We start from the raw sequence: 17,822 nt of genomic DNA on the forward strand, positions 1-17,822 counted from the left end.
CTAATTATTCCATATCCTGCCAACATAACTGTGTACCACGAGGTAAAAACAGGCGCGCTTTCCTACCAATAACATTCGGTAATTCTTTCGGGGCTAACTCACCACCACCCGGTCGAAGGTTCGCAACATTATCAATGGTTAAAACATCTCCTGATGCAACATCTTTAGTCGTGTATAAGCAACGGCGATTAGGTGAAGGTTTAAGGGGATAATGTATTGTTCCAATAGCTTTTTCGACTTGTCGAACACCATGTATTAATGCTTTAAGTTCATCTGGTGTCATTGAAAAAAAACTATCAGCCGTTTCATTATCTTTGCTTAATACAAAGTGTTTTTCGATAACATGAGCGCCAAAAGCGACTGATGCTATGGGTACATCATTCCCTAAAGTATGATCAGAAAGTCCTACAGGACATTTAAAACTATCCGCTAGATGAGGAATTGTGGCTAAATTTATCGACTCCGCGGGAGCTGGATAAGTACTAGTACATTTTAATACACACAGCTCTTTAACGCCTGCTTGCTCTGCAACTTGAACCGCATCAGTTATTTCAGCTAGGGTTGCACCACCTGTTGACATAATCATCGGCTTTCCAGTCGCAGCCACCTTTCGAATCAGATCATGATCTATCAACTCTGGCGAAGCTATTTTATATGCAGGTGAATCAAAAGATTCCAATAGATCGACTGCAGAATCATCAAATGGTGAAGAAAAAATAGTGATACCGATTTCATGCGCCAGCTGAATTAAAGGGGCGTGAAAATCCCATGGCATATATGCCCCTACGTACAAATCATATAAATATTGTCCTTGCCATGGACCTGTTGCTTCAAAATGCGGTAATTTACAATCCATTGTTAAAGTATCTGCGCGGTAAGTTTGTAACTTTATCGCATCAGCTCCTGCCTCTTTTGCAGCTCTAACTAACGCTTTCGCCTGCTCTAAATTTTGACCATGGTTTGCTGACATTTCGGCAATAATATACACAGGATGACCTGGCCCAATTTTTCTACCATCGATGGTAATTTCAGAATTAAACGCCATTTGCGCCCCTTAGATTGCATTGTAAAAAATCATTAAACCAAAGCAAATTTTATACCTAATTATCTACAATAGCTTACAATTTGATAAACCATATTGATCCGAAAGGATTTTAACTTTTAACTTATGTGCAAGAGTGTAATGATTTGCTATATTTATCTCAATAATAATTACGATTACCAGTGACCATGTCTGATGTATTAATAATAATTCAAGCGCGTATGACATCAACCAGATTGCCTGCTAAAGTGATGTTACCGCTGTGTGGTAAATCGGTGTTACAAATTATGCTTGAACGCTTACCAAACTGGCACGATCAAATCATTGTCGCAACAACCAATGATGGCACTGAGAAGCCAATCTTAGATTTATGTACACAGTTAAATATCAAAACCTATCAAGGCGATACTCACGATGTACTAGGCCGTTACTATTTAGCTGCCAAGCACTATGGTGCTAAGCCATCAACAACCATAGTTAGATTAACCAGCGACTGCCCATTGATTGATGAAGAGCTATGTAACAAAGTGATAAATGAAAAAGTGACTCAAACCTATGACATGGTTAACTTAGGTCCTCACAGTGGTTACCCTAGAGGGCTTGACTGCTGTGCATTTTCGTTCGATTTATTAGAGAATACCCATCTAAACGCAACATCACCCGCCGATCGTGAACATGTGACGTTAGGAATGGCAAAATTTAATACCATAACGACCCACACATTCAGTGCGCATGAAGATTATAGCCACTTTCGCCTAACACTTGATGAACCAGACGATTACAAAGCAATTACCGCTGTTTATGATCACTTTTTGAATAAAGTTGATTTTTCTTATAATGATTTAATAAAAACATTAAAGGAAAACCCTCACATCACCGATATAAATAAACACGTAGAGCAAAAATCTACTTAAGTTAGGCATAATAATTGTATGTCATTGAACATTATATTTATGACTACCAAAGAATTAGAGAATATTAAATGAATCCAAAAACAATATTAGTTACCGGTGCAACTGGCTATAAAGGAACTGTACTGGTTCCAAAACTACTGGCTTTAGGCCATCGCGTAATCGCGTTTGACATCCAATGGTTTGGTAATTTTTTGCCCTCTCATGACAACCTCTCAGTCATTAAAGGTGACGTACGCGACACTGATACGATTAACTTAGACGGTGTGGATTCTATTATTCATCTTGCTTCTATCGCAAACGATCCCTGTGGTGATTTAAACCCTAAATTAACATGGGAAGTGAGTGCGTTAGCAACTATGCGCTTAGCCGATAAAGCAAAGCGCTGTGGAATAAAACAGTTTATTTATGCGTCATCGGGTAGCGTATACGGCGTTAAAGATGAAGAGCAAGTAACTGAAGACTTAACGCTTGAGCCTATTTCTGAATACAACAAAACGAAAATGGTTGCAGAGCGTGTACTTCTTAGTTATGCCGACGACATGGCGGTACAAATTTTACGCCCAGCAACTGTATGCGGTTTATCTAAACGAATGCGCTTAGATGTTTCTGTCAATATGCTGACAATGCAAGCTCTAAAAGATGGAAAAATCACAGTGTTTGGCGGCGATCAAGTCAGACCAAATATTCATATTGACGATATTACTGATCTCTATATTTATATGCTGGATAATCCAGAGAAAGTCTCTGGTGTCTTTAATGCAGGGTTTGAAAATATCTCGATTATGGATATAGCAAAAATGGTACAGGCTAAAATAGCATGTGAGATTGAGGTTACTCCTTCAAATGACCCTCGTTGTTATCGTATTAACTCAGATAAATTACTCGCAACTGGTTTTACACCCAATAAAAATGTCGACACAGCAATCATCGAAATCATCGCGGCTCATAAGCAAGGCTTACTTAAAGATGAAGACCATTTTTACAACCTTAAATGGATGCAAAGAGAAGTTTTATGACTAACAACCAATCTGCAACCACTATAGCCAAGGATTCAGTGAAAAACCTGACAACAAACTATGTGAACACCCTAACGAATGTATTAAAACATTTAGATAGTGAACAAGTTAAGAGTCTTGTTGATACCTTACTTACTATGAAGGCAAATAACGGCACTTTATATTTATGTGGTAATGGCGGCTCAGCAGCAAATGCAATCCACCTTGCAAATGACTTTACATTTGGTATTAGCCCAGAAGGTAATGCATTAAAAGTTGAAGCATTACCAGCAAACAGCTCTGTTTTAACTTGCCTAGGCAATGACATTGGTTATGAAAATATTTTTGCACATCAGCTAAAAGTTAAAGCAAACAGCAATGATATTTTACTTGTTTTATCTGGTAGCGGTAACTCTGAAAATATAATTAGAGCGACTCAACAAGCACTCGACATTGGCATGAAAACAGTGGGCATTTTAGGGTTTTCTGGCGGTCAAGTTAAGCCGATGCTTGACCAAGTTTTCCATTTCGAAGTCCAAGATATGCAGATATCAGAAGATACCCAAGTTATTGTCGGGCATATTTTAATGAAAGCTCTATATCAGGAATTACAGAATGACTGATTCACCAATTATTGTAATAGGAAGTAATTCATTTTCTGGCGCTTCGTTTTGCTCGCACATGCTAAAGCAAGATAAAAAAATAATCGCGATCAGCCGCTCTGAAGAACCTGTGAATGCATTACTTCCTTATAAGTGGCTAGATCACCAAACACAAAACTTAGCGTTTAAGCAACTCGATCTAAATTATCAATTAGATGAAATATTAGCACTCATCAAACAAGAGAATGTTGGCACAGTTTATAACTTTGCAGCGCAAAGTATGGTGGGACAAAGCTGGGAATATCCAGAGCATTGGTTTATGACCAACGCAGTGTCAACCATAAAGTTACACAATGCACTTCGTCAACTCGATAGTTTAGATAAATACATACATATCTCTACACCTGAAGTATACGGCAGCTGCGAAGGATTGGTTCCTGAGCATAGGAACTACCAACCAAGCACGCCCTATGCTGTATCACGAGCCGCTGCCGATATGAGTCTTCATACATTTTCTGATGTTTATGATTTCCCAGTTGTTTTTACTAGGGCAGCCAACGTGTACGGTGAAGGACAACAACTGTATAGAATAATTCCAAAAACAATACTATCTATATTATTAGGTAAAAAGCTACCGCTTCATGGTGGCGGCTACTCTACCCGCTCATTTATCCATATTGATGATGTGTCTAGTGCAACACAGTTAATTGGAGAGCAAGGACGTAATGGCGAAATTTATCATATTTCAACAGAGCGTATGATCACAATCCGCGCAATTGTGGAGATGTTATGCAAAATGTTAAACGTCCCATTTGAACAGACATGTGAAATAACAGGTGATCGACTTGGTAAAGACGCTGCTTACCTGCTTGATACTCAAAAAATCAGATCAGAATTACAATGGCAAGACAGTATTTCACTCGAAGACGGCCTTGCCAAAACAATTGATTGGGTCAAAAGCAACCTTGATACTCTAAAAACACAACCACATAACTATATTCATAAAGCCTGAGGTATTCATGCAAGGAAAAGAATTAGATTTATTAAAAAACTACCCTAAATCAAAAAGAGACACCAAGGGAAGAGCCAATGTAATTACCGAAGCTGATAGAGAAATTGCTCGCCAATATGGTAAAGATTTTTTTGATGGTGATCGTACCTATGGATACGGTGGTTTTAGCTACATGTCTCGCTTTTGGCAACCGGTTGTTCCTGATCTTCAATCTCACTTTCAATTAACAAAAGAAAGTTCTTTACTGGATGTAGGTTGCGCCAAAGGCTTCATGCTCTATGACCTGCAACAGCATATCAAAGGTATAAAATTAGCTGGGTTGGATATTTCTAGTTATGCTTTAGAGCATGCCAAAGAAGAAGTTAAGCACTTACTTCAACAAGGGGATGCAAAGAGTTTACCTTTCGATGACGACAGCTTTGATGTCGTTATGTCAATCAATACTATCCATAATTTAGATGAAAAAGAATGTGCTATCGCGTTACAAGAAATTGAACGTGTAAGTAAAGGAAAGTCATTTATAACTGTTGATGCCTATCGAAATGATGAAGAAAAAGAGCGTATGCTCGAATGGGCATTAACCGCAAAGACCATCATGCATGTTGATGATTGGAAGGTATTCTTTAAAGACCATGGTTACACTGGCGATTTTTACTGGTTCATACCATAGAGATAACTATGAATTTAGAGCAAATAGCAGCAAAAATTCGATACACATTATGTGACGTATCGAGTAAAACAAAAACCCCACACTTGGGTAGTTCACTGTCATGTACTGATATATTAACAGCACTTTATTGGCAAGTACTCAATGTAGAACCATCAACACCATCAATGCCAAGCAGGGATTACTTCTTGCTTGGTAAAGGCCATGCTGCAAGTGCACTTTATACCACACTTGCCTATAGGGGGTTTTACCCAGTGGCAGATCTTTATCAACACGGGCAAACCGACTCTGTTTTTGAAGAGCACCCCGGCATAAACTCCCCTAAAGGAGTTGATACAGTTTCGGGATCACTTGGCCATGCACTTTCACTTGCAACAGGTATGGCATTAACCTGTAAAATTCAAAAAAGAACCAATCGCTTTTATGTTCTCATGGGCGATGGTGAGCTCAATGAAGGAACGATTTGGGAAGCGGCCATGTTTGCAGCCGGTAAACAATTATCCAATCTCGTTGCCATCATTGATTTTAATAAACTTCAAGGCACTGGTGAAAGCTGTGAAATAATGCACCTTGAACCATTAGAAGAAAAATGGCGGGCATTTGGCTGGCACACAATTCGCCTTGATGGTCATGATATTTTGGCTATCAGCGATGCTTTAAAGGATGCGCAATCTTACGACAAACCGGTGTGTATAATCGCTGATACAATTAAAGGAAAAGGTATTTCTTTCATGGAAAACGATAACAACTGGCATTATCGTATACCAACTCAAGATGAAGTTGAAAAAGCAAAACAGGAGTTGGGGCTAAAATGAGAAATGCATTTGCAAATTGTTTGACCGAATTAGCTAAATCCGACACCAGTTTAATGCTTTTCTACGCTGATATCGGTAATCGTTTATTCAATAATCTAAAAGAAATTGCTCCCGATAGAACAATCAATGCAGGCATCGCCGAAGCAAATATGGCATCAATGGCTGCGGGCTCCGCAATGATGGGCCAAAAACCTTTTATTTATACCATTACGCCATTTACTACAGCGAGAAACTTTGAACAAATAAAAATAGATATCGCTTACCAAAACCAACCCGTTATCATCGTTGGCACTGGCTCAGGCTTATCATATGCTAATTTAGGGCCCACACATCATTCGTTTGAAGATATCGCGTTAATGCGAAGCTTGCCAAATATGAATATTGTATGCCCTGCCGATTCAGACGAACTTAGCGTATTAATGCCCCAATTAATCAAACTCAACCAGCCGTGTTACTTTAGAATTGGTAAAAAAAATGAGCCAAAGGTTCACAAAATTTTACCTGACTTAAAGTTTGGACATGCATATATAATGCAAGAGGGTCAAACAGTCGCAATATTAGCAACGGGCACTATTATACCACTCGCGAATGATTTGCTCATTGAACTTCAAAGTAAAGGCATTAACGCCGAGCTTGTTAGTTTTCATACAGTAAAACCCCTTGATACTCAATATTTAGCATTAGCTTGTGAGCACTTTGAACATATCATCACTCTTGAAGAGCACAATGTGAATGGCGGCTTTGGCAGTGCCGTACTTGAATATATTAGTGAACAACCTAAAATACCAAGAGTACACCGTTTTGGCATCCCAGATAGGTTTATTGATCAAGTTCATAGTACTGAAGATGCACGTAAAAAAGCAGGTTTAACTGTTTTAGACATAATCACAACACTAAAAAATAGAGCTGTAATATGATTATCGGTATCGACTTTGATAATACTATTGCCGACTATACAGGTGTGTTTCATCGCGTTGGTGTGAAATTAGGCTGGCTTCCAAAAGAAGTCGGACAAACCAAAGAAGATGTGAAAGCATACTTTATTAATGCTGGTAATGAACCAAGGTGGACTGAATTACAAGGTATCGTATATGGGAAAGAGATTAATAGAGCCCGACCTTATGAGGGCTGCTTAGATGCTTTGCGACAGTTAAAAACAAAGGGACACGAGTTAGTTTTAATTTCTCACAAGACTCGCCATCCAATTATCGGCGAAAAAGTGAACTTTCATATAGCCGCTGCTAATTGGCTAAAGTGCAATAAGTTTATTCATTCAGAAGATGCTCCTTTTTCACATAATGCATTATTTTTTAATGAGCAACTTGATTTGAAAATATCAAAAATAGCAGAATTAAACTGTGACTTTTTCATCGATGATTTAAAAAAGGTATTGGACCACTCAGCCTTTCCAAATAATTGCAAACCCATTTTTTTCTCTCCGCATAAAAAAGAAGAAAACTGTATCTCACACTGGAAAGAGGTGATTGATATTATATGCTAAATGACTCGGTTATAGCTTGGTTGAAAATAATATTGGGGGTCAACTCAATTGAATTCACTCCCATCAATGGAGGCGCCAACAACCTAGGTATTAGAGTTACCTCAGGGAAACACTCATGGTTTTTAAAATCTTTTAATACTCAATCACCTAACGTTAAATACAAACAACTAAATGAGTTTTTATTTAGCCAAGAAGTTTATAGGAACAGCTTAACTGCTACTGCAAAGCCTATCGCAATAAATTTAGAAGAAAACGTCAGCTTATTTGCTTACATTGAGGGTAAAAAAGTTGAGAAAGCATGCAAGAATGCGGTACTACAAGCCATTCTTTTTTTTCAAAATATAAATCATCAGGTACCCCCTCCCCACCTAAATATAGCCAGTGAAAGCCCATCCACTCTCTCTGAGTTCAGTAACATAGTAAATAATAGGTTAAAAAAGTTAGAAACTGTCGCAATCAAAAGTGAACAGCTAAGTGCGGATTACCACAAGGCGTTAACTTTAATCAGGCAGCGCCAAGATAAGCTCACCTGTAATCTCGCGCAACACTGGCAACAAGAACAACAGCGCAGTGTTTTATCTCCTTCAGACTTTGGTTTTCACAATGCGATTAAAGCTACTTCGGGTTATTATTTTATAGATTTCGAATATGCAGGGTTAGACACTCCATGGAAGGTATTCGCCGACTTTTTTTCGCAACCAGCAGTTCCTGTCGACTTAACTTTTGCACTTGAGTTTTTAAAATTAGAACAGTTCAGGCTACTAAAAGAAAACCCTGAAGACACACTTAAAGTATTCGAGCTAACGCAGCTCAAATGGTGCTTAATTATGCTCAATGAGTTCTTACCTGAAGTACAAGCTAGAAGAGTTCATTCATGGAACATTTCTTGCTTTAATGAGCAACAAAAAATGTTGCACACTGCTCAGCTCATGCAACTAAAAAAATGTTACAATTATTTCGAGTCTATACCTAATAAAGTCATTAAGTTAGATAAATTACTAAGAGATTTAAAATGAAAGCAGCCGTACTATTTAATACAGGTGAACCACTTCAAATAATTGACAATATTAAAGTCCCCGCCTTAACAAAAGGTCAAGTTCATGTAAAAGTGATTTACAGTGGCTTGTGCCACTCTCAAGTTATGGAAGTAAAAGGCGGTCGTGGTGAAGACAAATATCTACCTCACCTTTTAGGTCATGAAGGTGTAGGCATTGTAGAATCAATTGGTGAAGGCGTGACTAAAGTAGGGCCTGGTGACAAAGTGATTATCGGCTGGATAAAAGGCGAAGGCCTTGATGCACCCGGTGGTAAATACCCGCATAAAGACTACTTAATCAACTCAGGTAGCGCAACCACATTGACAGATCAAACCATTGTTGCTGAAAACCGACTTGTAAAACTGCCTTCAGGTTTTCCTGAGAAATTAGCTATTTTATTAGGCTGCGCTTTACCAACTGGGCTTGGGCTAGTGCTAAACGAGCTTAAACCTGAAAAACATAAAACCATTGCAATTTTTGGGTTAGGCGGTATTGGTATGAGCGCTTTATTAGCGGCAAAATTATCTAGCCCAACAACACTCATTGCCATTGATGTAAACGAAGACAAATTAGCACTTGCTAAACAGTTTGGTGCCACGCACTTTATTAACTCTTCAACGTGTGACCCTGTGCAAGAAGTTTATCGACTTACCGAGCAAAAAGGAGTGGACTATAGCCTCGAAGCGGGTGGCACCACAACTACAATTGAACAAGCATTTGAAAGTGTCCGTGATAGCGGCGGACAGTGCATATTCGCCTCTCATCCAAGCAACGAATTAAAAATACAATTAGAACCTCATGCCTTTCACCGCGGAAAGTCTATCCGAGGAAGTTGGGGAGGTGGCTCTCAACCAGATAAAGATATTCCTATATTTGCCGATATGTACTTTAAAGGTGATTTAAATCTAGAACCATTACTCAGCAAAGAATACCCCCTAAACGATATTAATGAAGCAATTGAAGATCTAGAAAACAAAAAAATTGTCCGAGCACTCATTACTCTATAACAAATCATTTATTTAGGAAAACAATGAAAAATTTATTTGCAGGTACACAATCTTCAGATGATATCAAAGAGGTTTATCTTGAGTCTATTGAGGGTCAAGATGAAGTTAAAGAGTTTACTCTTGGGAAAAATACCAGTTCGATTTTATTTAGCGATCCAAAATTACTTGGATTTGTGGCTGCAAGACATAAATTTGTCGCCAAAATGTTTGACGGATTTGACAAAGTTCTAGAAATAGGCTGTCAAGAAGGGTTTGGGTCAATGCTGGTTGCCCCAAGTGTAAAGCATCTTCATTCTATTGATTTTTACAAACCCTATATAGATAGTAGTAAAGCGAGATTCTCAGATAGAGAAATCAATATTACCTTTGAAGCCGCAGATGTACTTAATCATATTCCAGGGGAAGGCTATCAAGGGATTTTTGCTTTGGATGTACTGGAACACATTGAAAAGAGAGAAGAAGATAAGTTTATGAGCAACATTGTAAACGCTTTGAGTGAACACGGTACATGTATCATAGGTATGCCATCACTAGAGTCACAGCAATATGCGTCGAAAGCATCAAAAATAGGTCATGTTAACTGCAAAACAGGTTCTGACTTCAAAGCTTTCTGTCTAAAGTACTTCCACAATGTGTATTCGTTTAGTATGAATGATGAAGTGCTGCATACTGGCTACTTTCCAATGTCTCACTATTTATTTGCACTGTGTAGCTCCAAAAGGTAGCCATAGGTAATTTTAGTGACAAATGTTCCCCCTATAAACAAACTTCCTCCAATGCTCTTATTAGAAGTAGGTGGTACTACGTTCACTGTTGAACAAGCATTTGAAGATGGACGTAATGGGAGTGCCTGCCGTATCTTCGCCTCCCATCCAAAGAGCAAATTAAAAAGGCCACTGATACTTCATGCATTCCGAGTCGAGAATCTGCCCATAGTAGTTGGGTCGGTGATGTACAGCTTGATAAAGATACCCCTAAGTTTGCCGATATGTACTTTAAAGGCGAATTTAATCTAAAGTCGTTAATAACTAAAGAGCACGCCCTAGACCGTATAAATGAAGCGATTGAAGATCTAGCAAGTAAGAAGATAGTTAGGGCTACTTAAAAAAGGTAACATTATGAAAGAAAATAAAATCCCGGTGCCCCATTTACCACCCAGACTATTGATGGATTTATATACAGACTGCAATCTAAAGTGTCCAATGTGTATTGTTCACGGGCAGCCTGACGCTCCAGAGTTAAAAGGCATGCTTAAAAAAAGTATGACTCTTGCCAATGCTAAGAAAATATTAGAAGAAGCCGCGCCAGCAGAGCCTGCGGTAGGCCCTACTCTATGGAGTGAGCCGTTGATGAGCAAAGATATATTAGTGCATCTCAAAAGTATGAAAATGAGAAATATGAATATATCTATGAATACAAATGGCTTATTGATGAATAAAAAAATGTCTAAGTCTTTAATAGAAATAGGTGTAGACAGTATTACTGTAAGTGTGGATGCAACCACTGTTGAGGTATTAGAACAGGTTCGTGGAATTAAGAATTTAGATAAAATAAAAAGCAATCTATTCGACTTGTTGGAACTCAGGGGTAATAACTCATTACCCCGAATTGGAGTTTCCCTGACAAAACAAGACTGTAATCTTCATCAAGTTGGTGAATTTGTGGATTACTGGATAAAAATTGTCGACTTTGTTCGTGTAGGCGAAATATTTGAAGATGGCAGTTTCCCTAATATGCAAGTAGATCAGAGCCAACGCCGCCCATGTCCTGAGCTGTACTCAACTATGCCCATTCATACTGATGGAGATGTTTCTCTATGCTGTTTAGACGGCTTTAAAGATCAAGTTGTTGGAAACGTATTAGAAGAAGGCGTTGCCGGTGTTTGGAATGGTGACAAACTCAACAAAATCCGACATTACCATGAAACAGGTCAATGGGATAAAATCCCATTTTGTAAGTCTTGTGAACGCTGGTCTTCTTCAGACTACACCGAGGAAACGGTTGGAAATATTTTAATCCGTCGCTCATCCGAATATACGTTTTATAATGACATAGACAAACTAGAAAACTGGCGTGAAAACTGCCGTCACGCTCGTTCAAGAGCAGAGCAAAACAAAATAGAAATAACCATGGTGGAATAACGCATGCACGTAGGTATTTTTACTTATCAAACTGGCCATTTAAAAACTTACCAAATGGTACAAAAGTTCCTTGCCAAATCTTATAAGGTTACACTCTACGCATTTCCTTTTAAATTACGCCCACATGAAGCTCGACCATTTGAAGAAAGGCCTTATCAGATAATTCCACTTGATATTAAGGCCTTTTGTAAAGCTGCGGGTGTGGACTACATAGAAATGAATGGATGGGACAAGGAATCTGCGGCGGTTTTGGCTCACAAATATAACAAGCCCGATTACTTAATAACTGTTATCGCTAAAATAATTCCTCAGCACTTTATTAAAGATCACATAATCATAAATGCGCATCCTGGATTACTTCCGGAAAACCGTGGAATAGATGCATTTAAATGGTCAATTGTAAACAAACAGCCTATAGGCATTAGTCTGCATGTTATTAATAAACATATTGATGCGGGTCGTATTCTAAAAACTTTAACCGTACCAATTACTGCTTACGATAACTATCAAGATGTATGTCAAAGAGCATACGATATGGAGTGTGATTTACTGGCAAACTTTGCTCAGTATTTAGAGCATAACCACCAAAGAAATGAGGTAGATACCTCAATTCCCCTCAGCAAATCTCTTGTACCAAGAGAAATAAATGAAAAATTTGATGACATTTTTTCATCATATATACAGTCTGTTGTTAAATTACAATTCAATTGCTAACCCACATATTTATAAGAGAGCTCGATGAAAATATTGCTTTACGGCATCAATAGCATAACTACCATGCTTACCCAAGAGTTAAATGGCGATCATTACTTGACTTATGCTTGTACATCTGGTGAGCAATACTACGAAAACAATAAAGCCTTAACCCTCAGTGAGCTTGCAAGTAGTCATTTAGCATTTGATCAAATTATAATTTGCTCTATGTGCGTGGATGAAATTACCAATGATTTAGTAGCAAAAGGCTTTGACATAAGTAAAATTTATTTCTTTAATTCTGCAACTTGCACCGTTCAATCTTGCAGAGAAAAACTTGTAGAACCTCTGACTGATACAGACATACTGTACAGTGTATTTGACTTATCTAGAAATATTGCCAGTTTTGATGTGGTGTGGCTTGCCGCCAGAGCCGAGTTAGAACGTCAAAAACGCGGCCTAAAGAAGATACATTTTGTGATCGTTCCTAGAGAGCAAAACCATACTGGATCCATTGCTATGAGAACTAATTATGATTACCATGATGAATTATGGCGATTAACCCATATAATTGTGCCAACCCTTAAGAGCTTAAAGACAACAAGTGCTGTGTCTGAATTTTCCAATAAGCAACAAGCCTATGGCTTTTTGAAGCAGTTTAATAATAAGAACCTTTACCCTAGCGACTTTAATAACTCCCATAAAGGGCACCTTGTACAATTTGATGACTTAAACGAACACAAGCAAGCAGGCCGATCAATAGAAATTTTTGAACCTAGTAATATCGCACAAAACCTTATTAGTTCATTTATCAGTTCAAGAAGCCTTGACGGCAAAAAGTTAATTACTTTTACTATTCGTGAATATGAAGTGCATCAAGAGCGTAATTCAACGTTAGATGTCTGGTTAGAATTCGCCAAAGCCTTAAATACTGAAAAATTTGCTCTCATTTTGATCAGAGATACCTATAAATCAGCGGAGCCATTACCTAAACACATGCAAGTGTTTATTGAGTGCCCGCTTGCATCTATTGATATTCAAGCACGTATCGCGTTATACCAAGCTGCTTATATAAACCTTAGCTCTGCAACAGGCCCTAGTTTCTTACCCTATTTTATTCCTAACGCTCCTTCTATTCGCTTTATGCAAGTAGCAAACGACCACTTTGCCACCAGTGAAAAATATTTTAATACGCCAGGATTCAATTTTGGCTCTAAGCCTAGTTTTGCGGAAGCGGAATATCATGAAGTAATTTGGCAAACAGAAGCGCTTGGCCCGCTCAAAGTGGCATTTAATAAACTACATACCTATTTAGAGAAAAAATGATGAAAGAGCAGGTAAAGTTGGCTTTACATGGTGGTAAACAATCTGTCACTCTGAAAATTCCTCCAAGAAAGGCATTTTCCTCATTAGAACAACTAGCAATTCAAGATGTTGTTGCATACTATAATCACTTAGATATAGATCCGGGCTACGGCGGCAAATTTGAACGAGACTTCTGCAATGAGTTTTCTGACTTTATGGGTGGAGGGTACACCACCGCGGTTGCAACCGGTACAGGTTCAATTTTTGTTGCACTTGCAGCTCTTCAGCTACCTAAAGGTAGCGAAGTCGTCATGACTCCGATCACCGACCCTGGTGCGCTTAATGCCGTAACGCTACAAGGCTTTAAAGTATCGTTAGCTGACTCTAAACCCGGCTCAACACAATCTAATTGGCAACAAATTGAAAAGGCTATTACAGAGAAAACCAGAGCCATTGTAGTTGTTCACTTAGGAGGGTATGGCACCGATATAGATACCATTGTCCGTGAAGCACATAATAGAAATATTATGGTAATCGAAGATTGCTCACAAGCCACAGGTGCTTTATACAAAAATCAAAAAATTGGTACCTTTTCTGATATAGCTGCGTTTTCTACAATGAGTAGAAAAAGCTTAATGTCAGGTGGCAGTGGCGGCTTAGTTTACACTCAAAGTAAACTATTACACCAGATGGTCACTGCGCATGCTGACCGAGGAAAACCAAAGTGGCAAGAGGATTTTGAAGAGAGAAATGCCAGCCAATATTTATTCCCCGCATTAAATTGGAATACCGACGAAATATCATGTGCAATAGGCAGTGCTTCGCTTGCAAGGCTTCCTTCTACAATAAAAAATAGAAATCAGTTTGTAAATCGCTTAATAGCGCTGTTAGCTAACTCAAAACTATTTTCTGTCGATGAAATTAGCGGTGTTGGTAGCCCTTTTTTCCTGACTGTATATTTAGACTTGTCACTTTTAAACTGCGAAAAAGACGAGTTTTGTAACGCTTTAATCGCTGAAGGGATCCCATTAAACCCTCACTACAACTTTGTAGTTAGCGAATGGCAATGGGCTGAAGAACATCTCACGAGCAATAAAAAGACGCCAAATGCTGTAGATGCCAGAAACCGCTCATTTAATATTTATGTCAATGAGAAGTATACCTATGATCTTGCAGAGCAATTTGCTGTCGCAATGAATAAAGTTGCAACTTATTATCTAAAATAAGTAATGAATGGTGCTGATTATTTAGAAGTTAAACTATAACTTATGGTATGAATAATGCAGATAAATAAGAAGATTAAATAAAGTGGACACAACTATGGTTATTTGGATAACAGGCCTGCCTGGTGCAGGTAAAACCACAATCGCGAAACAATTACTCAATACCTTGCAATCGCAAAACCTGCACGCCAACCTATTAGACGGGGATGAACTACGTAGCGTGTTAGATAACCCAGGGTACGACAAAGAGTCAAGACAAAAATTAGCATATGTTTACTCTGGGCTGGCCAATTTAATCGCGAGTCAAAATACAATCGCAATCGTAGCGACAGTGGCAATGTTTGACGAAGTTAGGGATTGGAACAGAGCAAATATTGATAATTATTTAGAAGTATTTGTGAAAGTGTCTGACGATGATTTACTGAAAAGAAATAAAAATAACCTCTACTCTAAAAGTAATAAGAAATCTAATGTCTACGGCAAAGACATTCCCATACAACTGCCAAAACAACCAGATTTAGTTATAGAAAATAGCAATCAAAGTTCAATTTATAAACATGTAGACGCGATTGTTTCTAGCTTTAGATTAGCTAATACTAAAAAGGAGCATGCGAAAACACTATGGCAGGCATAGATATTCAGCCAATTATTAACCCATTCAAGCATTGGTCTATAGATGACATTCCAACTAATTCGACAATCGCCATTTATGGTGCCGGTGAATTAGCTAAAGTGCTTATGAAGGAAGTTGCTAAAAAAAGACGAACTGATATTCATATTAAGTATTTTTTAGACAGCTTTAAAGCGGGTACATTTAATAATTTTGAAGTAAAGATATATCAAAAAAATCACAACTATAATGTGGATTTCATTCTTATTGCATCAATGTATTGGCCAAATATAACTGCTTTAAACCCTGGAGAAGATCGTTTTAGAATTTTTAAAGTTGACAACTCTATTTTTAAGCTCTCAATTGTCGACGATACGCGAAAAGCCATTTTCCGTCGCAATGCAAGGACAGGCTCTAAAGACATTGAACTCTTAATGCTTAGTCAAGGCGCAACTCAACAGTATATTGACATTAATGACGGAAAATATAAGAATTACTTTAAGTTTGCATTCACAAGACATCCCACCACTAAGTTTTTATCAGGCTACGCATGGTATGTGGTTGAGACATTAAAACTCAACGCAGGAAAAAAAGACCACATCAATATCCGCCCAGTATTAGAAGCGATGAACATTAACTGCGATCAACCATCTATGCTAGAGTTTTTAAATACCTATATGGCACTTGAAGAGAGTGAAAGAGACTTTCATTTTTGGGGACAGTGTGGGCAAATTGGTACCGACCTAGATTTTATTGGTAAGCTAGAAAACATTCATAATGACCTTACAAGAGTTAATAGCTTTACTGGATTATTCAACAATGTATCACTCACTCACAGCTCTGAAAAAAAATTGGAAGACTATAAAAGATGCGTGACAAATGAGTGCCTAAAAATAATTGAAGCTATATTTCGTCAAGATTATTTACGCTTTGGGTATACACCTTAACATTTACGAGATTAAAAATGACAAAAACAGTTTATATTGGCATGAGTGCCGACTTAGTACATCCGGGGCATATAAATATCATCAAAGAAGCGGCCAAGCTTGGCGATGTTATTGTTGGGCTACTTACGGATAAAGCAATTGCCACCTATAAGCGCCTACCTTATATGAACTACGCACAACGTTATGAAGTAATTGAAAATATTAAAGGTGTAACTCAAGTTATTCCTCAAGAGACATTAGACTACAGACCAAACTTAGCAAAACTTAAACCCAACTTTGTTGTACATGGTGATGATTGGCAACAAGGTGTGCAAAAAAAAACTCGAACACAGGTTATTGAGTGTATATCTCAATGGGGAGGCGAGCTAGTTGAAGTTCCCTATACAATTGGCGTCTCCTCGTCCAATCTGAATAAAAGTCTAAAAGAAATTGGCACCACACCCGATGTACGCAGAGGCCGTTTAAAACGCCTAATAGAAACCAAATCACCTGTGCGAATTTTAGAATCTCATAATGCCTTAAGTGCTCTAATTGCTGAGAATTTAAAAAGTGAGCTAGGAGTTGAGTTTGATGGTGTTTGGAGTAGCTCCTTGACCGATTCAACTAGCAAAGGGAAGCCCGATATCGAAACGGTAGATCTTACTACTCGCATTACGACAATAAATGAGATATTTGAAGTAACTACTAAACCACTCATTTATGATGCAGATACAGGTGGTATTGCAGAACACTTTGCATTCACCGTTCGAACGCTAGAAAGAACTGGTGTATCCGCTGTGATTATCGAAGATAAAATTGGTCTTAAAAAGAACTCACTACTTGGCAACGATGTACTCCAACAACAAGATACAATTGATAATTTTTGCGCCAAAATAAGTGCAGGTAAACGAGCACAGATAACTGACGAGTTTATGATAATTGCTCGTCTCGAAAGTTTAATTCTTGAACAAGGGTTAGAAGATGCCCTCTTACGTGCTGATGCTTATTTAGCAGCAGGAGCTGATGGTATCATGATCCACTCTCGTCAAAAATCACCTGTCGAGATTCTTGATTTTTGTAAATGTTTTAGAGAAAAGCATCAAGATGTACCTATTACTGTGGTGCCGACTAGCTTTAATGAAATTACTGCAACAGAGCTGGCTGACGCTGGTGTCAATATAGTGATTTATGCAAACCATATGCTTCGCGCTGCATACCCCGCGATGAAAGAAACAGCTATGAGTTTACTCAACCATGATCGCTCATTTGAAGCTGAACATACATTGTTATCTGTAAAAGAGATTTTGGAACTGATCCCAGGAACAAACTAAT

19 protein-coding genes are annotated in these 17,822 nt (G+C 38.2%); 18 read left to right on the plus strand and 1 reads right to left on the minus strand.

What is annotated here, in order from left to right:
* Positions 1-4: 4 nt before the first annotated feature.
* Positions 5-1,045 (minus strand): pseudaminic acid synthase, encoded by a 1,041-nt coding sequence (gene pseI, locus H5200_RS05490; RefSeq protein WP_182761096.1) that lies wholly within the window; start codon positions 1,043-1,045, stop codon positions 5-7.
* A gap of 185 nt (positions 1,046-1,230) precedes the next feature.
* On the opposite strand from pseI, the gene H5200_RS05495 reads away from it, so the two are divergent.
* The 18 genes from H5200_RS05495 (at position 1,231) to aepX (ending at position 17,821) form a co-directional block, all read left to right on the plus strand.
* Positions 1,231-1,956, plus strand: coding sequence for a cytidylyltransferase domain-containing protein (locus H5200_RS05495; RefSeq protein WP_182761097.1), 726 nt, complete (start codon positions 1,231-1,233; stop codon positions 1,954-1,956).
* Between the two features lie 68 nt (positions 1,957-2,024).
* Positions 2,025-2,972, plus strand: a complete 948-nt coding sequence (locus H5200_RS05500) for an NAD(P)-dependent oxidoreductase (protein WP_182761098.1) — start codon at positions 2,025-2,027, stop codon at positions 2,970-2,972.
* Positions 2,969-3,574, plus strand: coding sequence for an SIS domain-containing protein (locus tag H5200_RS05505; protein WP_182761099.1), 606 nt, complete (start codon positions 2,969-2,971; stop codon positions 3,572-3,574). The genes H5200_RS05500 and H5200_RS05505 overlap by 4 nt, the downstream gene beginning before the upstream one ends.
* Positions 3,567-4,565, plus strand: coding sequence for a GDP-mannose 4,6-dehydratase (locus H5200_RS05510; RefSeq protein WP_182761100.1), 999 nt, complete (start codon positions 3,567-3,569; stop codon positions 4,563-4,565). Before H5200_RS05505 ends, H5200_RS05510 begins: the two co-directional genes overlap by 8 nt.
* A 7-nt stretch (positions 4,566-4,572) precedes the next feature.
* Positions 4,573-5,235 carry a class I SAM-dependent methyltransferase gene (locus H5200_RS05515; protein ID WP_182761101.1) on the plus strand — a complete coding sequence of 221 codons (663 nt, stop codon included), beginning with the start codon at positions 4,573-4,575 and terminating at the stop codon, positions 5,233-5,235.
* An 8-nt stretch (positions 5,236-5,243) separates the two neighbouring features.
* Positions 5,244-6,047, plus strand: a complete 804-nt coding sequence (locus H5200_RS05520) for a transketolase (RefSeq protein WP_182761102.1) — start codon at positions 5,244-5,246, stop codon at positions 6,045-6,047.
* Entirely contained in the window at positions 6,044-6,964 is a 921-nt protein-coding gene (locus H5200_RS05525; RefSeq protein WP_182761103.1) for a transketolase family protein, read from the plus strand. Before H5200_RS05520 ends, H5200_RS05525 begins: the two co-directional genes overlap by 4 nt.
* On the plus strand, positions 6,961-7,548 hold the full coding sequence (locus tag H5200_RS05530) for an HAD family hydrolase (protein ID WP_182761104.1): 588 nt from the start codon (positions 6,961-6,963) through the stop codon (positions 7,546-7,548). Before H5200_RS05525 ends, H5200_RS05530 begins: the two co-directional genes overlap by 4 nt.
* Positions 7,542-8,564: a phosphotransferase gene (locus tag H5200_RS05535; protein WP_182761105.1), complete on the plus strand. Its 1,023-nt coding sequence runs from the start codon at positions 7,542-7,544 to the stop codon at positions 8,562-8,564. The genes H5200_RS05530 and H5200_RS05535 overlap by 7 nt, the downstream gene beginning before the upstream one ends.
* Positions 8,561-9,592 (plus strand): zinc-binding dehydrogenase, encoded by a 1,032-nt coding sequence (locus H5200_RS05540; RefSeq protein WP_182761106.1) that lies wholly within the window; start codon positions 8,561-8,563, stop codon positions 9,590-9,592. Before H5200_RS05535 ends, H5200_RS05540 begins: the two co-directional genes overlap by 4 nt.
* 23 nt (positions 9,593-9,615) lie before the next feature.
* The gene (locus tag H5200_RS05545; protein WP_182761107.1) at positions 9,616-10,317 is read left to right on the plus strand and encodes a bifunctional 2-polyprenyl-6-hydroxyphenol methylase/3-demethylubiquinol 3-O-methyltransferase UbiG; all 702 of its coding nucleotides are present in this window, start codon (positions 9,616-9,618) and stop codon (positions 10,315-10,317) included.
* A 393-nt stretch (positions 10,318-10,710) separates the two neighbouring features.
* Positions 10,711-11,733: a radical SAM/SPASM domain-containing protein gene (locus tag H5200_RS05550; protein ID WP_182761108.1), complete on the plus strand. Its 1,023-nt coding sequence runs from the start codon at positions 10,711-10,713 to the stop codon at positions 11,731-11,733.
* A 3-nt stretch (positions 11,734-11,736) separates the two neighbouring features.
* A complete protein-coding gene (locus tag H5200_RS05555) occupies positions 11,737-12,447 on the plus strand; it encodes a formyltransferase family protein (protein ID WP_182761109.1) in 711 nt (236 codons plus the stop codon).
* A gap of 24 nt (positions 12,448-12,471) precedes the next feature.
* On the plus strand, positions 12,472-13,752 hold the full coding sequence (locus tag H5200_RS05560; RefSeq protein ID WP_182761110.1) for a hypothetical protein: 1,281 nt from the start codon (positions 12,472-12,474) through the stop codon (positions 13,750-13,752).
* The gene (locus tag H5200_RS05565; RefSeq protein WP_182761111.1) at positions 13,749-14,957 is read left to right on the plus strand and encodes an aminotransferase class V-fold PLP-dependent enzyme; all 1,209 of its coding nucleotides are present in this window, start codon (positions 13,749-13,751) and stop codon (positions 14,955-14,957) included. Before H5200_RS05560 ends, H5200_RS05565 begins: the two co-directional genes overlap by 4 nt.
* A gap of 94 nt (positions 14,958-15,051) precedes the next feature.
* Positions 15,052-15,588, plus strand: coding sequence for an adenylyl-sulfate kinase (locus H5200_RS05570; protein ID WP_182761112.1), 537 nt, complete (start codon positions 15,052-15,054; stop codon positions 15,586-15,588).
* On the plus strand, positions 15,576-16,511 hold the full coding sequence (locus H5200_RS05575) for a sulfotransferase family 2 domain-containing protein (protein ID WP_182761113.1): 936 nt from the start codon (positions 15,576-15,578) through the stop codon (positions 16,509-16,511). The genes H5200_RS05570 and H5200_RS05575 overlap by 13 nt, the downstream gene beginning before the upstream one ends.
* 17 nt (positions 16,512-16,528) lie before the next feature.
* Positions 16,529-17,821: a phosphoenolpyruvate mutase gene (gene aepX / locus H5200_RS05580; protein WP_182761114.1), complete on the plus strand. Its 1,293-nt coding sequence runs from the start codon at positions 16,529-16,531 to the stop codon at positions 17,819-17,821.
* The last annotated feature ends 1 nt before the right edge of the window (position 17,822 follow it).

Source organism: Pseudoalteromonas sp. SG43-7, from assembly GCF_014164295.1.
In the GTDB taxonomy this organism is placed as follows: Bacteria; Pseudomonadota; Gammaproteobacteria; order Enterobacterales; family Alteromonadaceae; genus Pseudoalteromonas; species Pseudoalteromonas rhizosphaerae.

What these genes read in the sequence shown, in the direction of transcription:
- pseI (WP_182761096.1), bottom strand. Translation starts at nt 1,045, where the DNA reads ATGGCGTTTAATTCTGAAATTACCATCGATGGTAGAAAAATTGGGCCA.
- H5200_RS05495 (WP_182761097.1), top strand. Translation starts at nt 1,231, where the DNA reads ATGTCTGATGTATTAATAATAATTCAAGCGCGTATGACATCAACCAGA.
- H5200_RS05500 (WP_182761098.1), top strand. Translation starts at nt 2,025, where the DNA reads ATGAATCCAAAAACAATATTAGTTACCGGTGCAACTGGCTATAAAGGA.
- H5200_RS05505 (WP_182761099.1), top strand. Translation starts at nt 2,969, where the DNA reads ATGACTAACAACCAATCTGCAACCACTATAGCCAAGGATTCAGTGAAA.
- H5200_RS05510 (WP_182761100.1), top strand. Translation starts at nt 3,567, where the DNA reads ATGACTGATTCACCAATTATTGTAATAGGAAGTAATTCATTTTCTGGC.
- H5200_RS05515 (WP_182761101.1), top strand. Translation starts at nt 4,573, where the DNA reads ATGCAAGGAAAAGAATTAGATTTATTAAAAAACTACCCTAAATCAAAA.
- H5200_RS05520 (WP_182761102.1), top strand. Translation starts at nt 5,244, where the DNA reads ATGAATTTAGAGCAAATAGCAGCAAAAATTCGATACACATTATGTGAC.
- H5200_RS05525 (WP_182761103.1), top strand. Translation starts at nt 6,044, where the DNA reads ATGAGAAATGCATTTGCAAATTGTTTGACCGAATTAGCTAAATCCGAC.
- H5200_RS05530 (WP_182761104.1), top strand. Translation starts at nt 6,961, where the DNA reads ATGATTATCGGTATCGACTTTGATAATACTATTGCCGACTATACAGGT.
- H5200_RS05535 (WP_182761105.1), top strand. Translation starts at nt 7,542, where the DNA reads ATGCTAAATGACTCGGTTATAGCTTGGTTGAAAATAATATTGGGGGTC.
- H5200_RS05540 (WP_182761106.1), top strand. Translation starts at nt 8,561, where the DNA reads ATGAAAGCAGCCGTACTATTTAATACAGGTGAACCACTTCAAATAATT.
- H5200_RS05545 (WP_182761107.1), top strand. Translation starts at nt 9,616, where the DNA reads ATGAAAAATTTATTTGCAGGTACACAATCTTCAGATGATATCAAAGAG.
- H5200_RS05550 (WP_182761108.1), top strand. Translation starts at nt 10,711, where the DNA reads ATGAAAGAAAATAAAATCCCGGTGCCCCATTTACCACCCAGACTATTG.
- H5200_RS05555 (WP_182761109.1), top strand. Translation starts at nt 11,737, where the DNA reads ATGCACGTAGGTATTTTTACTTATCAAACTGGCCATTTAAAAACTTAC.
- H5200_RS05560 (WP_182761110.1), top strand. Translation starts at nt 12,472, where the DNA reads ATGAAAATATTGCTTTACGGCATCAATAGCATAACTACCATGCTTACC.
- H5200_RS05565 (WP_182761111.1), top strand. Translation starts at nt 13,749, where the DNA reads ATGATGAAAGAGCAGGTAAAGTTGGCTTTACATGGTGGTAAACAATCT.
- H5200_RS05570 (WP_182761112.1), top strand. Translation starts at nt 15,052, where the DNA reads ATGGTTATTTGGATAACAGGCCTGCCTGGTGCAGGTAAAACCACAATC.
- H5200_RS05575 (WP_182761113.1), top strand. Translation starts at nt 15,576, where the DNA reads ATGGCAGGCATAGATATTCAGCCAATTATTAACCCATTCAAGCATTGG.
- aepX (WP_182761114.1), top strand. Translation starts at nt 16,529, where the DNA reads ATGACAAAAACAGTTTATATTGGCATGAGTGCCGACTTAGTACATCCG.